Annotated in this window: 19 protein-coding genes and 1 pseudogene; 4 read left to right on the plus strand and 16 right to left on the minus strand. The window is 45.2% G+C overall.

Annotated elements, in window-relative coordinates:
* The coding region (locus tag C4N24_RS15540; protein WP_207657278.1) for a hypothetical protein at nucleotides 1-232 on the plus strand (232 nt) is incomplete at its 5' end.
* A gap of 137 nt (nucleotides 233-369) precedes the next feature.
* Here C4N24_RS15540 and C4N24_RS13630 read toward each other — a convergent pair.
* The 6 genes and pseudogenes from C4N24_RS13630 to C4N24_RS13650 form a co-directional block, all read right to left on the minus strand.
* Complete coding sequence (locus tag C4N24_RS13630) at nucleotides 370-558, minus strand: IS3 family transposase (protein ID WP_242983286.1); 189 nt, start codon at nucleotides 556-558, stop codon at nucleotides 370-372.
* Nucleotides 555-1256 carry an IS3 family transposase gene (locus tag C4N24_RS15875; RefSeq protein WP_431733137.1) on the minus strand — a complete coding sequence of 234 codons (702 nt, stop codon included), beginning with the start codon at nucleotides 1254-1256 and terminating at the stop codon, nucleotides 555-557. Before C4N24_RS15875 ends, C4N24_RS13630 begins: the two co-directional genes overlap by 4 nt.
* Entirely contained in the window at nucleotides 1226-1549 is a 324-nt protein-coding gene (locus tag C4N24_RS15700; protein WP_242983287.1) for a helix-turn-helix domain-containing protein, read from the minus strand. The genes C4N24_RS15875 and C4N24_RS15700 overlap by 31 nt, the downstream gene beginning before the upstream one ends.
* Before the next feature lie 42 nt (nucleotides 1550-1591).
* Nucleotides 1592-1738 (minus strand): annotated as a pseudogene (locus C4N24_RS15880) (transposase); the annotation flags it as partial.
* Between the two features lie 94 nt (nucleotides 1739-1832).
* On the minus strand, nucleotides 1833-2591 hold the full coding sequence (locus C4N24_RS13645; RefSeq protein WP_112091858.1) for a hypothetical protein: 759 nt from the start codon (nucleotides 2589-2591) through the stop codon (nucleotides 1833-1835).
* Nucleotides 2575-3534: a MarR family transcriptional regulator gene (locus C4N24_RS13650; RefSeq protein WP_112091859.1), complete on the minus strand. Its 960-nt coding sequence runs from the start codon at nucleotides 3532-3534 to the stop codon at nucleotides 2575-2577. Before C4N24_RS13650 ends, C4N24_RS13645 begins: the two co-directional genes overlap by 17 nt.
* 234 nt (nucleotides 3535-3768) lie before the next feature.
* On the opposite strand from C4N24_RS13650, the gene C4N24_RS13655 reads away from it, so the two are divergent.
* A complete protein-coding gene (locus C4N24_RS13655) occupies nucleotides 3769-4248 on the plus strand; it encodes a flavodoxin (RefSeq protein ID WP_112091860.1) in 480 nt (159 codons plus the stop codon).
* An 81-nt stretch (nucleotides 4249-4329) separates the two neighbouring features.
* Here C4N24_RS13655 and C4N24_RS13660 read toward each other — a convergent pair whose 3' ends face one another.
* The 8 genes from C4N24_RS13660 to C4N24_RS15435 all read right to left on the minus strand — a co-directional run bounded on the left by C4N24_RS13660 (nucleotide 4330) and on the right by C4N24_RS15435 (nucleotide 12736).
* Entirely contained in the window at nucleotides 4330-5106 is a 777-nt protein-coding gene (locus tag C4N24_RS13660; protein WP_112091861.1) for a hypothetical protein, read from the minus strand.
* A gap of 48 nt (nucleotides 5107-5154) precedes the next feature.
* Entirely contained in the window at nucleotides 5155-5547 is a 393-nt protein-coding gene (gene gloA2 / locus C4N24_RS13665; RefSeq protein WP_112091862.1) for an SMU1112c/YaeR family gloxylase I-like metalloprotein, read from the minus strand.
* A 20-nt stretch (nucleotides 5548-5567) separates the two neighbouring features.
* Nucleotides 5568-5879, minus strand: a complete 312-nt coding sequence (locus C4N24_RS13670) for a hypothetical protein (RefSeq protein WP_112091863.1) — start codon at nucleotides 5877-5879, stop codon at nucleotides 5568-5570.
* A gap of 86 nt (nucleotides 5880-5965) precedes the next feature.
* Complete coding sequence (locus C4N24_RS13675) at nucleotides 5966-7570, minus strand: recombinase family protein (RefSeq protein WP_112091864.1); 1605 nt, start codon at nucleotides 7568-7570, stop codon at nucleotides 5966-5968.
* Nucleotides 7567-9255 carry a recombinase family protein gene (locus C4N24_RS13680; protein WP_112091865.1) on the minus strand — a complete coding sequence of 563 codons (1689 nt, stop codon included), beginning with the start codon at nucleotides 9253-9255 and terminating at the stop codon, nucleotides 7567-7569. The genes C4N24_RS13675 and C4N24_RS13680 overlap by 4 nt, the downstream gene beginning before the upstream one ends.
* The gene (locus C4N24_RS13685) at nucleotides 9239-10771 is read right to left on the minus strand and encodes a recombinase family protein (protein WP_112091866.1); all 1533 of its coding nucleotides are present in this window, start codon (nucleotides 10769-10771) and stop codon (nucleotides 9239-9241) included. Before C4N24_RS13685 ends, C4N24_RS13680 begins: the two co-directional genes overlap by 17 nt.
* Entirely contained in the window at nucleotides 10768-12429 is a 1662-nt protein-coding gene (locus tag C4N24_RS13690; RefSeq protein WP_112091867.1) for a recombinase family protein, read from the minus strand. The genes C4N24_RS13685 and C4N24_RS13690 overlap by 4 nt, the downstream gene beginning before the upstream one ends.
* Nucleotides 12430-12574: 145 nt before the next feature.
* The gene (locus C4N24_RS15435) at nucleotides 12575-12736 is read right to left on the minus strand and encodes a hypothetical protein (protein WP_158565156.1); all 162 of its coding nucleotides are present in this window, start codon (nucleotides 12734-12736) and stop codon (nucleotides 12575-12577) included.
* A gap of 389 nt (nucleotides 12737-13125) precedes the next feature.
* On the opposite strand from C4N24_RS15435, the gene C4N24_RS13695 reads away from it, so the two are divergent.
* Together C4N24_RS13695 and C4N24_RS13700 are read left to right on the plus strand one after the other, a co-directional pair.
* A complete protein-coding gene (locus C4N24_RS13695; RefSeq protein WP_181573105.1) occupies nucleotides 13126-13518 on the plus strand; it encodes a plasmid mobilization protein in 393 nt (130 codons plus the stop codon).
* Nucleotides 13490-15097: a relaxase/mobilization nuclease domain-containing protein gene (locus C4N24_RS13700; RefSeq protein ID WP_112091876.1), complete on the plus strand. Its 1608-nt coding sequence runs from the start codon at nucleotides 13490-13492 to the stop codon at nucleotides 15095-15097. Before C4N24_RS13695 ends, C4N24_RS13700 begins: the two co-directional genes overlap by 29 nt.
* A gap of 65 nt (nucleotides 15098-15162) precedes the next feature.
* On the opposite strand, the gene C4N24_RS13705 is transcribed toward C4N24_RS13700, so the two are convergent.
* A complete protein-coding gene (locus tag C4N24_RS13705) occupies nucleotides 15163-15723 on the minus strand; it encodes a hypothetical protein (protein ID WP_112091869.1) in 561 nt (186 codons plus the stop codon).
* A gap of 113 nt (nucleotides 15724-15836) precedes the next feature.
* The gene (locus tag C4N24_RS13710) at nucleotides 15837-16640 is read right to left on the minus strand and encodes a YodL domain-containing protein (protein ID WP_181573106.1); all 804 of its coding nucleotides are present in this window, start codon (nucleotides 16638-16640) and stop codon (nucleotides 15837-15839) included.
* Nucleotide 16641 lies beyond the last annotated feature (1 nt).

Below are 16641 nucleotides of genomic sequence, written 5' to 3' on the forward strand. Positions count from 1 at the left end.
AAAATACGCTTTACGACTTCGGATGCCACCGGATCAACAACAAGTGTCTGCTTGTCGTTCGGCAAACGGTTATATCCGCCCGATGTCAAGTCTTGGACAACTTTTTTCACAAATAAATTTGAAAAAGCAAAAAAATAGGCTCATCAAAGCCAAAGCAGTTTTCAATCTGCCCTTGACTTCAATGAGCCTTTATCCAAAAGAAAAGAGCCATCTCAGGTCATTGCATCTCTGAGGTGCACTCCGTCAAGTAGACAATAAAAATAATATAAGATTTTATTCGCCGTTTCACCAAAGAAACGGCGAATTTTTTGTACAACCAGCCAATTAAGCTGCCCGATTCATGGCACTGACATGAGCTTGCATGGGAGTCTAGATGAACAGCCTGTGCTGGTAACGGCGGTTGTTGTAGTAGTCAATATAGCTTTCAATTGTGGAAATGAGCTGTTCTCGGCTTGTAAAAGTATGCCCATAATAGCACTCACGCTTCAGGATTCCCCAGAAGCCTTCCATCGGGCCGTTGTCAATGCAGCGGCCAACACGGGACATACTCTGTGTCATCCCGGCATCCAGCAGTTTCTTGTGGAAGGTTCTGCTGGTGTACTGGAATCCACAGTCGCTGTGGAACAGCGGATGTGCATTCGGATTTTCCAGAACAGCTTTATCAAGCGTGTCAAAACCAGCTTGTTGTCATTTCGGTCACGAATAACATAGCTGACGATTCTCCGGTCACACAAATCGAGAATCGCACTCAGATAGAGCTTGTGGATAATTGGACCTTCATACCACTTGAACTCCGTTACATCGGTCAGCCACTTTTCGTTGGGATGCCCCGCCCAGAATTCCCGGTGCAGACGATTCTGTGCTGTTACCTGCGGGTCAGAAGCATTTCTGGTACAACCCTGTTTTCTGAACTTCACGGTTGACTGGATATGAAGCACACGGCAGAGATTCAGAACACGTTTGTTGCTGGTTCGGATATCATAGTCCTTTTCCAGATCATTCCGGATGCGGCGGTGCCCTTTGTCTGGATGCTCTTTATAAATCTCTTGAATTGCCGTTGAAATCTTCTCGTTTTCGAGTTCATTGCTGCTTTTGGGATGCTTTAGCCATTTGTAATAAGATGAACGAGCAATATGTACCAGTGAGCAGAGGTCACGGACAGTATAGCCTTTTTCCTCATGCAGTTCCTTTACCGTCCGATAACGAAGCAGCAGTCTGGTCAGGCTCAGCGATTCCCCCTCTCCAGCTCCTGTAATTTTTTTAGCACGTCAATCTCCATTTGTGACAGATAAAGCTGCCGCTTCAAAGTTGCTACTTCCAGCTTCAACCGTTCCTCTTCCGTCTGCGGCTTGTAATCCTTCTTGTGCCGTCCTCGCCGGTCTTTCAGGGCATCTTCGCCGTCTTTCTTATACTTCTGCACCCATGTGTAGATCTGCTGATAACCAACTTTGTACTTTTCAGAAATCTCGGTGTAGTTGTATCCGTTCTCGATGCACTCTTTCACAAATGCGATTCGTTCCTCGTAAGTTGTATCTCTTCCTTTGGTCATACGGCTGCCTCCTGTGTAACATTTCAGTTCCTTATGACTATTATACAACTTTATCCAGTCTTGAAGTCGCTTTTTGTTTCCGATTTTGTACTTTTTACAGATAGCCCGAAGCGAACCTGCACCGCTCAGATAATCTGCTACTGCCTGATATTTCAATTCTGCTGGATAGCTTTTATTCTTCCTTGACATGAAAATACCCCCAAAGTATTCAGAGTTTTGTTTTTACTCTGTCTACTCTAGGGGTAGCATATCACTCTGCATGACAACCGAAATGGCTCTATAATCACTGTGCTATATACAAATCTTTTAGTTCGTTCAAAATCTGATCTTTCGTTCTCCCTACCAGCCCCAACTGCTTAATGTCAACGCTTTCATTTTGCATCCGCTGCACAAACTCTTGAATATCCGTATAAACTCCTTGGGGAGCCGTAATCTTGACCGTGGGATCAATCAATTCCGTCAGACGGAAAACATCGTTCTTATGCTTCTTGATGTTTTTGCTATCAACGTGTTCACCTGCGGCTTTGCGATCCGTCAAATCCATCCACGCTTTTGCCTTAAACGGAATCAAATACGCTGCATCCAAAACGGTCACTCCATCAACGGTGACTTTTCCCTGTTTCAAGAATTCATAGTAATCATCGTCCAAGAGAATAGCAGACAGACTTGAAATATCTTCGTCCATCGGCAATGGCGTTAAGACTGCATCTTCTGGGAGTTGAATGGCATCCAACTTTCGTGTGAAAAGTTCAATCATCGCAGGATACTGATTCGAGGTCGGGTGGCTAAAGCGATAAAACTGCGGCACACCCGAACTTTTATTACAATGTTCATATCCAGCCTGTTTTACATATTCCCAGAATTTCTTTCCAAAATCCGCATCAACTGCTTCTATAATCAGAACAAGGTCAATGTCCTTTGTTGCTCGGAAGTCCAATCCTTCTTCCGTCATCAGAATGTCACACGCAGTTCCGCCAATGATAGCATACTGATTTTCGCTGCCCTTGAACCATTCCTTAAAACTGTCAATTCCTGTAACCATCTATCTTCCTCCACAGTTCATTCAGCATTTCTTCTACTGCTTCTTCAACTCGTTCATCTGCATCTTCTCTCAATGTCAATGCCAACGAAAGTTCGTCTACAATATTTTGTGTTGTCAATTTTCGGGGATTGTATCTCCACATTTCTACGGCCACTTGCCCCTGCGAATCCTGCAAGCTATTTGTCATAACATCTTTCCATTGAGAGATTCTTTCTGTTGCATAGCATTTGACATTCGGTGCGTTCAGCATGGAACACTCTGCCAATGCCGAATATCCACTTTCCAACAGGTCTGTTCCCGCTAATTCTTTCGGAATATAAACTGTTCGTTTTACTGGATTCAGCAGTGTATCTTCTGCTTTTTGGAACAGCATTTTCGGAGAATCCTCAGATTGCAGAATCCTCTGCACACCTGCTTTCTTTATATGCAGCAATCCCATTTCTTCAAGCTGTTTCGATGCCCTCGATATAGAAGTAGGTGTCAGTTCCAAGTCTTTCGCAGCCTGACTTGTAGACAGTTCTTGTGCGCCTCCATAAATGAACCGCAACAAAAGCATCTGTGCCGATGGAAGTATTTCTTCCCGTGGCTTTTTTTCAGCATTGCACCGTTCCTGCAAATACAATGCCATAAAAGGCAAATAAATCTGCCTTCCTTCTACGATGAAAGGAATTTTTTCACGAATCAAATATTCTTTCTGACGAAAGCCAAGTTCATTTAGCACTAGCACAACAGGCAAATTTTCGTTTTTCTGTATCCGTGCAATATGCTTTTTCAGCACTTCGATCTGCTCCAGTTCTGTCTTAGGATAAAGGAAAATCACCCTTTGTCCATTCATAGACACCATCTGTAAGCGATACCTTGTGGCTATAAAATTGGGTAAATGCTCAAACTTACCGTTCATATAGGAAACTTCAATTCCGAGGACTTTATCGAGATACTCCATGTGTTCACCTCCAATCTTAACTCTTTTTCTGTATTATAACTCTTTTTAAGTTAAGATGCAATATTAGAGTTAAGATAAGCTGCAAACTCGCATCATCGCTAAGGTTTTTCATGTTTCAAGTTGTCCATGTTATTACATTATCGTTGATGTTATATCATGGGCAACCGCTTGATGCTACTCCTCCACCGTGCTATACTTATCCTATACAAAATCATCAAGAGGGAGTGCATTGCCATGAGCAAAAGACTTGTCGCTTACTTTTCTGCCAGCGGTGTCACCGCAAAAGTTGCCGAAAATCTGGCAGATGCCATCGGCGCAGACATTTTTGAGATTCAGCCAGAAGTTCCATACACCAAGGCCGATTTGAACTGGATGGACAAGAAGGCCCGCAGTACCATCGAAATGAGCGACCCAACCTCTCGCCCTGCCATCGCTGCCAAACGTGATAACATGGACGAGTATGACACCATCTTTGTCGGCTTTCCTATCTGGTGGTATGTTGCTCCCACCATCATCAATACATTTCTGGAAAGCTACAATCTGAAAGGTAAAACGATTATTCCCTTTGCCACCTCTGGCGGCAGCGGCATGGGCAAAACCAATGAAAACCTTGCTCCGAGTTGTTCTGGTGCAAAGCTGCTGCACGGCAAAGTGTTTAATGCCTATTCCAGCAAGGCCGACTTGTCCGCATGGGTAGAAACACTCAACCTTTAACCTTCACATTCCTGCGGAATGAAATGCCCGCCTGGTCGAGAAGATTTGCGAATCCTCTCCCCCAGACGGGCATTACTTTTATCATTCGGCCTTATTCCATAGTGAAAACCAGAGCACATCCATTATACTTCTGCTTAATTGTCTTATTTTCTCCTCTGAAACGGCTTTTTCTATATCACCATGTCCCAGTAGATTTCTATTGTAGGTCAGATCATCTTCTTTATACTTTCTTCTTGGCCTTCTCGTTAGTTGAAAGCCTATCTGTCTATCTTTATTGGCCGGATTATACACTTTTTTTATGTAATCAGTGACTTCCTTCTGTGTGTGTTCTTTCGTTACTTGCCCTAAAAGAATTTCATATTGCATCAAATATCGAACAAAAATATCATCAATACGCATCGTGCTAAAAAGCAAAGGATATACTTCGTCTGCTTTATCCTCTGGAACTTGTTTTTCATACATTTCCTTAAAATAATGAGCATTGCACTGTATTGCACACGAACATTCAGCAGAAATCACCAGTGTACTACTGAACTCATATTGAGCTTTCTTGCTATTGGGATTGAAAATCTGCAATATTCCCATAGAAAATTCAGACACATAGACATTCGGATTTCCATATAAGTTCACCAAAAAACGCTCAATTTTCCGTCTGATTGTCTGCTTTACTTGTTCGTCGATTACACTATCTTCTTTTAATAGTACTTTCAGCCCAGTAATTTCCAGTCCTTCTTGCTTCAATTCGATTTGTATTATTAAATCGTCTTTTACGCAAAATGATTTTTCTTCTTTTGCAACGATTCCACTTATTCCTTGAATTTTATATTCAATATAAGGGCATTTTTCAACATCAACCATTTTATAACTCCTACCCTATCACATAGCATCCTTACTATTTTGTATGATTTATTCGTGCAATTCCAAGGGCAGTCCATCAGGGTCAAAGAAAAATGTCATTTTCTTTTTGGTGTAGCTGTCCAATCGAATTGGTTCACATTCAATTCCCATCTGCGCAAGTTCTGCCACGGTAGCTTCCACATCATCCACCCGGAACGCCAGATGCCGCAAACCGCAGGCTTCCGGCCTATTCACACGTTTGGGCGGGTTTGGCTCCGCGAAAATTTCAAGTTCAATCGCATCGGCTCCGTCACCGACACGCAAATCCAGTTTCCAGTCGTTCCGCTCCTTGCGGAAGTTTTCTCTCACAACTGCAAAGCCCAGTTTGTTCACATAGAACTCTCGTGCCTTTTCATAGTCAGAAACGATAATCGCCACATGATGAATCGCCGCCAATTTCACTATCTGTACGCCTCCCTATTTTATATGTACCATACCTGCCGAAGCATTACTGCCGCCAGTTCCATAAGTACCACTATGCTGCCGACCACCTGCGGTATCATAAAAATCACGAATCCACCGATCAGCATTTGAAGTGCTTCCATCACTTGCGACTGCTGCATGAGGTACGAAAGAATCGCCGTTGCCAATAGCACACTACCCATCAAATAGAAAATCCATGCCGAACAATGATGCAAGAATACCACAAACCACTTTATCAGCCACACAACAAGGATCAGTGGCAGGGTCATAATCACCAGAGCCAATTTTAACAGCCATCGAATCGCTTTCATAATGTCCTCTTTCCGGCTGTTTTGTTGCCCATATTATAACACACTCTTTAATGTTACAACATGGGCAACGCAGCCTTTTTTGAAATTCAGTCTGTGTGTAACGCTTTTACAGCATCTTGGATGCTCTGCTCATATTTGAACCGTACCACAATGCGCCCGCCATCATATACAAAGACATTTTCAATGAACGCCAACACCATACTTGCCGTAAGCCTTGTACCATTCAGAAAGTTTTCTGCCTGCTCTGCCGCTGCGCGCACGGTTCCCGGCACAACACTCTGGGTGGATTCTTCCGCTTTGGATTGTTCAATTTGCTCTTGTACCTCTGAAATTTTTCTATCGCACTCCTGCTTTTTCTGCTTGTAAGTATCTAGTGAGAGCGTTCCTGCTGCATATTCCTCATACATCCGCATTTTCTTCCCTTTTAGATTTTTTAGTTCCTGCTCCATCAGAGTTTTGCGGCGGTTTGCCTTTTTGTGAGCTTCCTTCAATCCCTGTTCTTCTTTTTGAATATCGCCATAGAGGGAATCCAGCAGGGAGAGTTCCTTTTTCAGTGCTTGAAAAACAGCATTTTCAATGTCACTAACCTGAAAGACTTCGGATGTACACTGAGTTTGCCCCACAAGTTCCAGTCCTTCTCTGCACCAGAATGTTGGGACAGCCTGTTTGAAATTGTGCGCCATCACCCGTCTGCAATTTCCGCAGCGGACTTTTCCTTTCAGCGGGAAGTCCACGCCGCCCATCAGCACTTTATGGCTGTTGCTTTTTATGACAAGCTGCGCTTTTTCAAATTCTTCCCGGCTGACGATTGCTTCATGGGTTCCCTCTGTAATAAACTGCTGTCCTTTGGGGACTGTTCGGACAATGCTTTTGCCGGAAATCAGTGTTTTTGTTTTGCCCAAAACCATTGCCCCGGTGTACACATAAGCCGTGAGGATTTTCCAAACGCGAGTACTATCCCAAAGAATCACTGGGGCGATGGTATAGGTCGTTTCCTTGCCATACGCCTTATTTTCTTTGTTATATACGCTCGGCACAGGAACATTTTCGTCATTGAGCATCATTGCTATCTCTCTTGTACCTAACCCCAGAATCGCAAGGTCGAAAATACGCCGCACGATTTTTGCTGCTGGCGGGTCGATGATAAATGCGCCCTTTTTGTCCGGGTCGAACTGATAGCCGAACGGTGCAGCAGATGCCGTTGTGATGCCTTTACGCCACTTGACCTGATTGGCAGTTCGCAGTTTCTTTCCTGCATCCCGGCAGTACATGGTATTTACCAGATTACTGACAATCACATCCATGCCCAGCGTTGTACCTTTATAATTATTGCTGTCATAGTTATCATTGATGGCAATGAGCCGGACACCCAGCAGAGGAAAAATCTGCTCCATATACTCACCCACGCCGATATAATCACGGCCAAACCGGGAAAGGTCTTTCACGATGATGGTATCAATCTTGCCATTGCGAACACCATCCATCATTTGCTGGAATCCCGGTCTGTCAAAATTGCTGCCTGTGTAGCCGTCATCCACAAAATCCATCACAGGCACATTTTGCAGACTTTCTTTGCAGGAGATATACCGCCGGATCAGTTCTTTCTGGTTCTCAATGCTGTTTCTCTTATCCTTGCCGTCTTTACCCAGGTCGCCATCAGCCCTTGAAATGCGCTGATACGCTGCAATCATGTTTCTGCACTCTCCTTTCCAAGTTCTGTAAACACATCCTGAAATCCGAAAACAATCCGAATCAGCTTGTCCGCACTCACTTCGATTTTCTGCACAAGGGATTTTACTAACTGAATGTCAAATTCAAAGTTGTCCAGATGTTCTTCCAAATGAGAAGTCATACTCAGGTATTCTTCGATTTGCTGTTCTACCTGAACTTTTTTGTTTTCCGCTTCCTGCAACGCGGCTCGCAGGCCATCGTATTGTCTGGAATAATCTTCCCGAATCAGCTGGTAATCTTCGGAATCCACCACACCAGCCACATAGTCCGCATAAAGCTGTTCCCGCTTCTTGGCCATCTGGCTGACTTTATCGGTCAGGCTCATAATTTCACCCTTTGCCCGGTAAACGGGATTCTGCACATCCTCGATTTTCTGCAATTCTTCCAGCACCTTCCGTTTATCGCTCAGCTGGACAATGAACAAATGCAGCTGATCCATTATCAGGGCTTTCAGCAGTTTTTCCGGAATCTGGTGGCCGATGCACTTATCGTCAGCCTGTCTTGCCTTGCAGATGTAATAGCAGACCTTTTTACTTTCTTCCGCTCCATGCGGCAGTCGTTCAAACTCCATCGGTCTGCCGCAGTCTGCGCAGAACACCATTCCTGCAAGGTCATTCTGATACTCTGCCCGAATCTGCTCCGACTTTGCTCTTACGGTATGGAACACCTTTTGATTCCTGTCCAAGATTTTTTGTACCTTTTCAAAATCATCCCTTGCGATGATGGCCGGATGTGTGTTCTTTGCCACATACCACTGTTCTTTGGGGAGGTCGCACTTGTCCTGTCCTGCGAATAACTTCTGCGTACTTTTATTGTTGATAGTATCGCCCACATAGGTTTGATTTTCCAGAATGTGCCGAATCGTGGTTACGCCCCACTTTTTACAGGAAGTCACTTCTTTACCCTCAACAATTTTCCTATGCCACTCCCGTGGAGTCGGAACCTGCAACAACGTCATTCGTCGAGCGATTTCAAAAATTGGTACGCCCATCAGTTCCCACTGGAAAATTAACTGCACATAAAATGCCGCTTCCGGGTCAATTTCATTGCGCTTTGTCATGGGGTTCCGAATATAGCCATACGGAGCATCGTTTCCGACAGCATAGCCTGCTTCTTTTTTGCGCTGCAAGGAAGTCCATATCTTTTTGGATATGTCTTTCGCGTACATCGCGTTGACCATATTCCGAATCGGGAGAGCCAGACTTTCCATATCCTCTTTGCGGTTACTGTCAAAGTTGTCGGTAACTGCAATCAGCCGGACCCCCAGAAACGGGAACACTGTTTCGATATAATACCCCGCTTCCAAATAGTTACGACCAAAGCGTGAAAGGTCTTTCACCACAATGCACTTGATTTTCTTCTGCCGCACATCGTTCATCAGGCGGGTAAATGCAGGCCGCTTAAAATTTGTTCCCGTAAATCCATTGTCGAAGTAGGTGTCCACATAACTCAGTTCCCTGCTGCGGTTGATATAGTCCTGCACCAGCGCGATCTGCGTTTCCATACTTTCTTCTTTTTCTTCATCCTCAACGGAAAGCCGCCCATAGATTGCCGCTGGCATTTTTGCTTCTTCCAGCTCCGGCAGCAGCACGGAAGCTGCCACCTGTTCCGGCTGCGGGAGATTCTTTCTACTCTTTCGTGCCATCGTCTGTTCCCTCCATCTCTATCCGGCCAAGCATCTTTTTCCATTCATCCGTTTTCATTGTCAGGCTGATTTTCGCCTGCCCGTTTTCCAGCAGTGTAACTGTGACCTGTTCGATATATTTCTTCACAAAATTGCGGTCAAGTTCTTCCGGGGCCTTATACTGTGCCATCTGCTGAATCCACGGATTGCGCAGGCTTAATGCTCGTTCCCATACCAGCGTATCTTCCATAATTGCCGTAAGCCGCTCATTCAGTTTCCGATGCGCTTCTTCATAGTCCATCAATTCCGCATGGTACTGTTCTTCGGTGATTTCATTTGCCATATAACTTTCATACAGCGGCACACGGCGAAACTGTTCCATATTCAGTTCGGCCAGAACGGACTTCATCTGCACCGACTTTTCAGCTCGGACTACCTCGATTGCTTTCCTGCCTGCTCCCTGCTGAATCGCTGCAGTCAGCTTTTCTTCTTCCAGATGTTCTAGTTCCAGAGCATCCATCACATTTTTATAAATGATAGCTGCCGGAACTTTCAGATTCTTTCCGTTTTCCTTGTGTGCGCGGCAGTAATGGCAATAGAAAAGTTCTTCCCCTGTTTTCTTATCCTTGTGCCAGCAGAGTGCGCGTCCACAGGTGCAGACAATGTGCTTTGCCAGCGGATTCGGCTTTTTGTAGCTTTTTCGAGTGGAGATTTTGTTTTCGTCCTCGCGCATATTGCACGGGAACGCATGAAACTGTTCTTTGGTTATGTATGGTTCGTGGCAGTTTTCCGCAATGATCTGGCGGCTTCCATTTGCCGCCGCACCCGTATAAGTCGGGTTTCGGAATAAGCACCTCAACATATCCGTCGTCCACTGGTCTGGTTCTGCATCATAAGGCTTTCCCAAAATTCTCTTTTTGTGTCTCATTGGAGGTTCAACACCCTGCTCATTTAACCACTTTGCAATGTCACGCATTTTCTGACCGTACGCATATCTGGAAAAAGCCTCGCTTAAATAAGGAGCAACTTCTTCATCCTTTATCATGTTGCTTTCGCCATTCCTGCGGATATAGCCAAATGGAACAGAGCTTGTCAACCGGAATCCTGCGCCTTGTTTCCTTCTCCACGCAAACATGATTTCTGCGTGCATCTCACAGCGTTTTGCTTCAAAATAGTCCTCGACTTCTTTTCGGCTGGCTGTTCTGGTGTCCAAACCCTCATCCAGCACGATCAGGTCGATGCCCGTCGCATAGAGCGTTTCCTTGATTGCCTGTCGTGCCGCCGGGAAATCCGGCCCGCAGTAGTACATGGATGCCACAATAATGCAATCAAATTTTCGCTCTACGCCATCATCGGTCATTTGGTCAAACGCGGTGCGCGCCTTTTCATCGTTCTTGCGGTCAGAATACTTTTTCAGCAAATCCAGTTCTTTATGTTCCGCCAGATATGTCGCAATACGCTGATTCTGCTCGGCAATCGCTAGTTCACCTTGATGGTTCTTCCATGGAAGCGTCCGGGTATAGCTTACACACTTCATACTGCATTTCCTTCCGTTTCTGCCTGCGGAACACTACTGCAATATTCCAGCACATTACGAATTTCCTGATCGAAGCGGTACTGGATATGAATGTGTTCCTTATCATAGACGGTGATGCTCTCTACCAATTCCACCAGTACACGGCGGTTCAGGCCCGTCAGGTTTTGGTAGGACTTGAAATCTTCAATCCACGGCAGATGTTCCACATCCAGATTGTTCAGGCAATCCCTCTGGCGGTTCATTTCTGCTTTGGCCTTACGGATGGTTTCAACCTTTTCATTAAAAGAGCGGCTGAACTCTTTGTATTCCTCTTGGCTGACAATCCCACTGCTCATATCCTCATAAAGCTGGCGGCGCAAGGTCTGATATTTTTGTTCTTCCTGCTCCAGCATTTTCAGATGCTCTTCCACAGATTTCAGTCTGCGTTCATTCTTGGGAATCTCATTGATTTCATCCAGACGATGTTCCAGTCCACTGATCTGCTGGATTTTTCCCTGCAATGCGGCCAGCACCACCTCTTCCAACTTACTTTCGCTGATAAGATGCGAGGAACAGCCCAGGCCGTTGTGGTTTGTGACGCAGTGCAGATAAATATATTTCTTTCCGTTTTTTGATACGGTACGCCGCACCATGTTCTGTCCACAGCCGCCGCAGCGAACGATGCCCGAAAACAGATTTACAGCCTGTTGTCCTTTCGATGCACAGGTGTCTAGTTTCAAGACCTCCTGCACGGTATCGAACAGCTTTTGCGGAATGATGGCTTCGTGCATATTGGGAACTCTGATCCAGCCGGATTCTTCCACATCCCGAATTTTCTTGATTTTGTAATTGATCTTCTGCCGTCGGCCCTGCACCATCGTCCCTGTGTAGACTTCATTTTTCAGAATCCGAAGCACCTGAATCGCCTGCCACTTTGCATGAGTGCCAGCTTTGAACCCACTATGGTAATTCAAACCGCACAGCCGTTTGTACTCGCTGGGGGCCAGCACATTCTCGCTGTTCAGCTGTTCGGCAATCGCCTGTGCACTCATGCCTTCCAGTTTTCTGCGGTAGATAGAACGGACAATATCTGCGGCATACTCGTCTACCACCAGACGGTTTTTGTTCCGTTCATCTTTGCAGTAGCCGTAGATTGCATAGCCGCCGATGAACTCTCCCTTGCGCCGTTTCATGTCCAACTGGCTACGCACCTTGATGGAAATATCCCGGCAGTAGGAATCGTTCAGAAGATTCTTGAACGGAACTACTATACTGTCCGAATCACTGCTCTCGGAATTCGCATTGTCATAGTTGTCATTGATAGCGATGAAGCGAATCCCCATCATGGGAAAAATCTGTTCCAGATACTTTCCCATCTCAATGTAGTTACGGCCAAGTCGGGATAAGTCCTTGACGATGATGCAGTTTATTTTGCCAGATTTAATATCCTCCATCATCCGCTTAAAGCCCGGACGTTCAAAGTTGGTTCCTGTGTAGCCATCGTCAGCATACTCTTCGACCAAATGCAGTCCTGGCCGTTCTGCAGCAAAATCTCGAATCAGTTCTCTCTGATTGCCGATGCTGTTGCTCTCGGCCTTGTCGCCATCCTCGATGGACAATCTCAGATAGGCCGCTGCCCGTATGTCTTTATTCTTTTCCTTGTAAAAAAACAAAGCCATTAAACCTCCTGTCTCCACGCAAATTGCATGGTAAAATCCAGAAAGTTAATGGCTTTTGATTGCACTATTCACTTAACCCGTCTGTATTTTACCAAGCTGTTGCACAAAAATCAAGCTGCTGCGCACATTTTTCGAAATTTCTTTTTCAGTGCTTTCCCATACTCTGCAGCAGACAATCCCACAGTTCGCTGCCCTCCGGCCGGAACGATTCATATACGGTGATGCCCTTGATGATAGCTTTTCTGTGATGCACAGGCTCCGTATGTTCCTGTTTAGGCTTTTCATCAAATCGTTCTTTCTGCTTCATAGAAATCAATCCCCCTTTACTAATAGGAATCCAGAGGGGCATTTTGGAATACAATTTTTGAAAAAATTTCAAAAAAATTTGAAAAGTGTATTCCAAATCGGGGCTGCGGATTCCTATTTATAGAAGGACTTCTTTTGATAGGTCTACGGCATACGGTAAAAGACAGGTCTTTTTCTGTCTTAGAGCAAGATTCGCCTATGGTAACTCAAAACTCACTTTCGTGGTTTTTCGTTCCCGGCAATCTTGATGGGGATTCCATTCCCCATTCCCACGGTACGCACAAAATCTTGGATTTTGGCTATCTGGCTCCACATGAATGTGTTCGCAGCCGAACGCCTACGGCTTATCGGGAGTTGCTTCGCAACTATAAAATACAGGAGGATCACACTATGGCTCGACCCAAAAAGGATGAAAGTATCAGACGGACTAATAACGTAATGGTTCGATTTACCGATGTAGAGTACGCACTGGTTTCATGTTCCGCTGAACAGACTGGTTATCCTGTTGCCGTTTATGTGCGAAAACAGGCTACCGCCGAAAAACTCCATGTCCACTATAATGTTGTTGCTGACATTGCAGAACTGCGAGATTTTGCAAGACAGCTTTCTCACATTGGGAACAATCTGAATCAAATTGCAGCCTTTTTCAACAGCGGCGGCATCCAATCTCGTGCCATGCTGGAAGAAATCAATCGTTGCATGACCGACCTCCGCGCTATGCGGAAAGAAATTGCAGGACTGGCAGGTGATTATCGTGGCAATCTTAAAACACGTCGCGGGTAAAAGTGCAGACTATGGTGCTGCACTCGACTATTTGAAATATGAGCATGACGAAGTTCTGAAGAAACCCCTGCTGGATGCAAACGGGAACTGGGTACACCGCCGAGATATTCTTCTGGCGGGCATAAACTGTGAGCCGGAACTTTTTGATGTGGAGTGCGAAATGCTTAATGCGCAGTACCACAAGAATCAGAATTACGACGAAATCAAGACGCACCACTACCTCATCAGCTTCGATCCTGCCGACAAAGACGAGTGTGGACTGACGGGTGAACAGGCGCAGGCCATCGGCATGGAATATGTAAAAGCCAACTTTCCGGGGCATCAGGCGTTGGTCTGCACCCACATGGACGGCCACAACGGCAGCGGCAATATCCATGTGCATATCGTAATCAACAGTCTGCGAAAACTGGATGTTCCGCAGCAGCCCTTTATGGAACGGCCCATCGACTGTAAGGCGGGCTACAAACACCATCTGACAAAAGATTACCTAAAGCATTTACAGCAATCTCTTATGAATATCTGCTTGAGGGAAAATCTCAATCAGGTCGATTTGCTTTCCCCGTCTGTCAGCAAAATTACGCAGCAGGAGTATTATGCTAAACAGCGCGGGCAGATCAATCTGGACAAGTTGAACGCTGAACTTGTTGCAGAGGGTTTCACTCCCATGAAAACCAAATTTCAAACGGAGAAAGATAAACTGCGCGATGCCATTACTGCTGCGGCGAAGAAAGCAAAATCTTTTGAAGAATTCTGCCGCCTGCTCCAAACCGAATCCAACATTTTGGTAAAAGACCACCGTGGTCGATTTAGTTACCTTCTCCCGGACAGAGAAAAATACATCTCTGCCAGAACGCTGGGAACCAGTTTTGACCGTGAACATCTTCTGACGCTTTTTGAAAGTAACGCGATCACCGCTGCAAAAGAAAAACAGCAATGGAGTGTTGCTGACCCCATTGCCGTTCTCTATATCAAGTCCAATCTTCGTCTGGTAGTGAATTTACAGGACTGCGTAAAAGCCCAGCAAAGCCGCGCTTATGCTCAAAAAGTCAAAATTTCCAATTTGCAGCAGATGGCAAATACCATCGTCTATGTGCAGCAACATGGTTATGATAACTATGAAGATTTGAAAAAGGCTCGTGATGAACTATCTGTCAAAATGTCAGATGCCCGCAATACCGCCAAATCCACCGATGCCGACTTGAAACTGCTGAATGAGAAGATTCACTATCTGGGGCAGTATCTTTCCACAAAGGCTACACACAAAGAATTTTTGCAGGCGGGCAACAAAAAGATATACCGTTCTGCACATCAGGATGAAATTGCCAGATATGAAGAAGCTGTTCAATTCTTGAAACGCAATCCAACGGATGGCACAATTCCCACGATGAAAGATTTACGAGCAGAAAAGGAAAAGTTGCTTTCTACGCGAACTGCACAATACGAAAGCTACACCTATTTCAAAGATTACTACCACGAACTGCAAACCGCTTGCAGGAATGTTGATATGATCCTTGAAACGGAACACACGCAGCAGCACAGCCGTACCCAGCCCAGGCACAGTCACGAACCATCGCTCTAAGCGATGGCATGAAAAGAGCCAGCCACAAGACTTCACACTAAAAGTCCTGTGGCTGGCCTTCTGTTTTATTCTTTGATACTCTCCGCCTTTACCTGCACAATTCGGTTACTATTGAGATTGAAAATATATTCCTCCTTCTCATACCGCTTATGATTTTCACGCAGGTAGTACGACGTAAATTTCACACCATCCTCATTTATCTTGTACAGATCAATCCCATACTTATAATGTCTGTGGCGTATAAGACTTCTTACTTTCCTTGCATCGTATTTTCCAGAATCCGAATTCTTTTTCATTTCGCAGCAGAAAATATTATAATCATCGGTCAGCCTTTTATGTAAGACAATATCTGGTGCAGTCCAACTTCTCTCCTTTATTGATAAGTTATTCGGCTTTCTATTTTCTCCTGAACGGTTATATTCAATATCAATCACCAGTCCAGACATTTGAAAGAACTTTGGGTATACCCTGTCCATATACATTGCGATTTTTCCTGCAATCGTTCGTTCCTGCGCCCCTGCAACAAACAATTCTGTATCATTCTCGTAAAACAGAGTCAATGCCCGTTCCCATAGCAGAAGAACTCTTTCTTTTTCTTCGCAGCCTTGCACCTTGGTTTCCCCCATTTCCTTATTTTCTTCTATTATGTACAACCATTTTACAAATAGCAAGACCTATCAATAAAAAAGAGTGGTGACTCCTTTTTAGGGGAACCACCACTCTGCGTCATAACGGATTTTTAGTTTTTACGGCTTCTCTCCTGCTGCTGTTGTTGGGTCTGGTCTTTCTGTTTCCGCTGTGCCTGCTTGATATGCAGCCGATCCAGCACCGACCATCTGCCACCAATGCGCCGTGGCTTTTTCGGCACGTTGTTCACGTAGCCATCTATCATGTCGTAATTCTGCTCTGTGCCGGATTCCCGCGCACGTTCATACGTTCCGTTCGTCAGGCATTTCTCATGTTCGGTCATATCCTGCTGCTTCTTTTCAGTACGATGAACATACTCTGTAAGGATGGAGCGAACATTTTCAAAGCCGTTCGGAGCATCCGTCACAAATACGCCTTTGCTGTCTACCACGACTGGAGAAACAGCATCTTTGCGCTGCTCATTGCGCATCATAAAAAAGCAAACTCCCTCGACAACTTCGCTGTCATACGGGAGCCATGTTCCAGTCTTTCCATCAATCTGATAATTGGGAACCATATAGACGACAGTGTTTCCGGCTGCATCAGCATCCATAAAGCCGCCAAACTCCACCAGTTCTTCTTTATCGACGTAGAAAAATTTCCGGCTCTTTTCTTCATCCCATACGATCACATCTCCAACACCAAAGGAGCGGCCAATAAATGTGTTTGGTCGCTTTTCTTCCAACCTCTTCCGGGCTGTCATCGGCGTATCGCTGGGTGCAGGCTTTCCTTTGTAAGCACTCTGGTAATTCTGATGATGAATCAGAAACCCGTCCTCTACCTGCTGTGCATAGGATTTTGCCCAATGCTGATGATGCACCTCTTTGATTTGGAAAACTCTATACTGGTTTATCATT

Origin of the sequence: Faecalibacterium prausnitzii, from assembly GCF_003287405.1 — a bacterium.
GTDB classification, from domain to species: domain Bacteria; phylum Bacillota; class Clostridia; order Oscillospirales; family Ruminococcaceae; genus Faecalibacterium; species Faecalibacterium intestinale.

Coding starts and splice junctions, on each gene's coding strand:
- C4N24_RS13630 (WP_242983286.1), bottom strand. CDS start 558: ATGACACAGAGTATGTCCCGTGTTGGCCGCTGCATTGACAACGGCCCG.
- C4N24_RS15700 (WP_242983287.1), bottom strand. CDS start 1,549: ATGACCAAAGGAAGAGATACAACTTACGAGGAACGAATCGCATTTGTG.
- C4N24_RS13645 (WP_112091858.1), bottom strand. CDS start 2,591: ATGGTTACAGGAATTGACAGTTTTAAGGAATGGTTCAAGGGCAGCGAA.
- C4N24_RS13650 (WP_112091859.1), bottom strand. CDS start 3,534: ATGGAGTATCTCGATAAAGTCCTCGGAATTGAAGTTTCCTATATGAAC.
- C4N24_RS13655 (WP_112091860.1), top strand. CDS start 3,769: ATGAGCAAAAGACTTGTCGCTTACTTTTCTGCCAGCGGTGTCACCGCA.
- C4N24_RS13660 (WP_112091861.1), bottom strand. CDS start 5,106: ATGGTTGATGTTGAAAAATGCCCTTATATTGAATATAAAATTCAAGGA.
- C4N24_RS13670 (WP_112091863.1), bottom strand. CDS start 5,879: ATGAAAGCGATTCGATGGCTGTTAAAATTGGCTCTGGTGATTATGACC.
- C4N24_RS13675 (WP_112091864.1), bottom strand. CDS start 7,570: ATGATTGCAGCGTATCAGCGCATTTCAAGGGCTGATGGCGACCTGGGT.
- C4N24_RS13680 (WP_112091865.1), bottom strand. CDS start 9,255: ATGGCACGAAAGAGTAGAAAGAATCTCCCGCAGCCGGAACAGGTGGCA.
- C4N24_RS13685 (WP_112091866.1), bottom strand. CDS start 10,771: ATGAAGTGTGTAAGCTATACCCGGACGCTTCCATGGAAGAACCATCAA.
- C4N24_RS13690 (WP_112091867.1), bottom strand. CDS start 12,429: ATGGCTTTGTTTTTTTACAAGGAAAAGAATAAAGACATACGGGCAGCG.
- C4N24_RS15435 (WP_158565156.1), bottom strand. CDS start 12,736: ATGAAGCAGAAAGAACGATTTGATGAAAAGCCTAAACAGGAACATACG.
- C4N24_RS13695 (WP_181573105.1), top strand. CDS start 13,126: ATGGCTCGACCCAAAAAGGATGAAAGTATCAGACGGACTAATAACGTA.
- C4N24_RS13705 (WP_112091869.1), bottom strand. CDS start 15,723: ATGGGGGAAACCAAGGTGCAAGGCTGCGAAGAAAAAGAAAGAGTTCTT.
- C4N24_RS13710 (WP_181573106.1), bottom strand. CDS start 16,640: ATGATAAACCAGTATAGAGTTTTCCAAATCAAAGAGGTGCATCATCAG.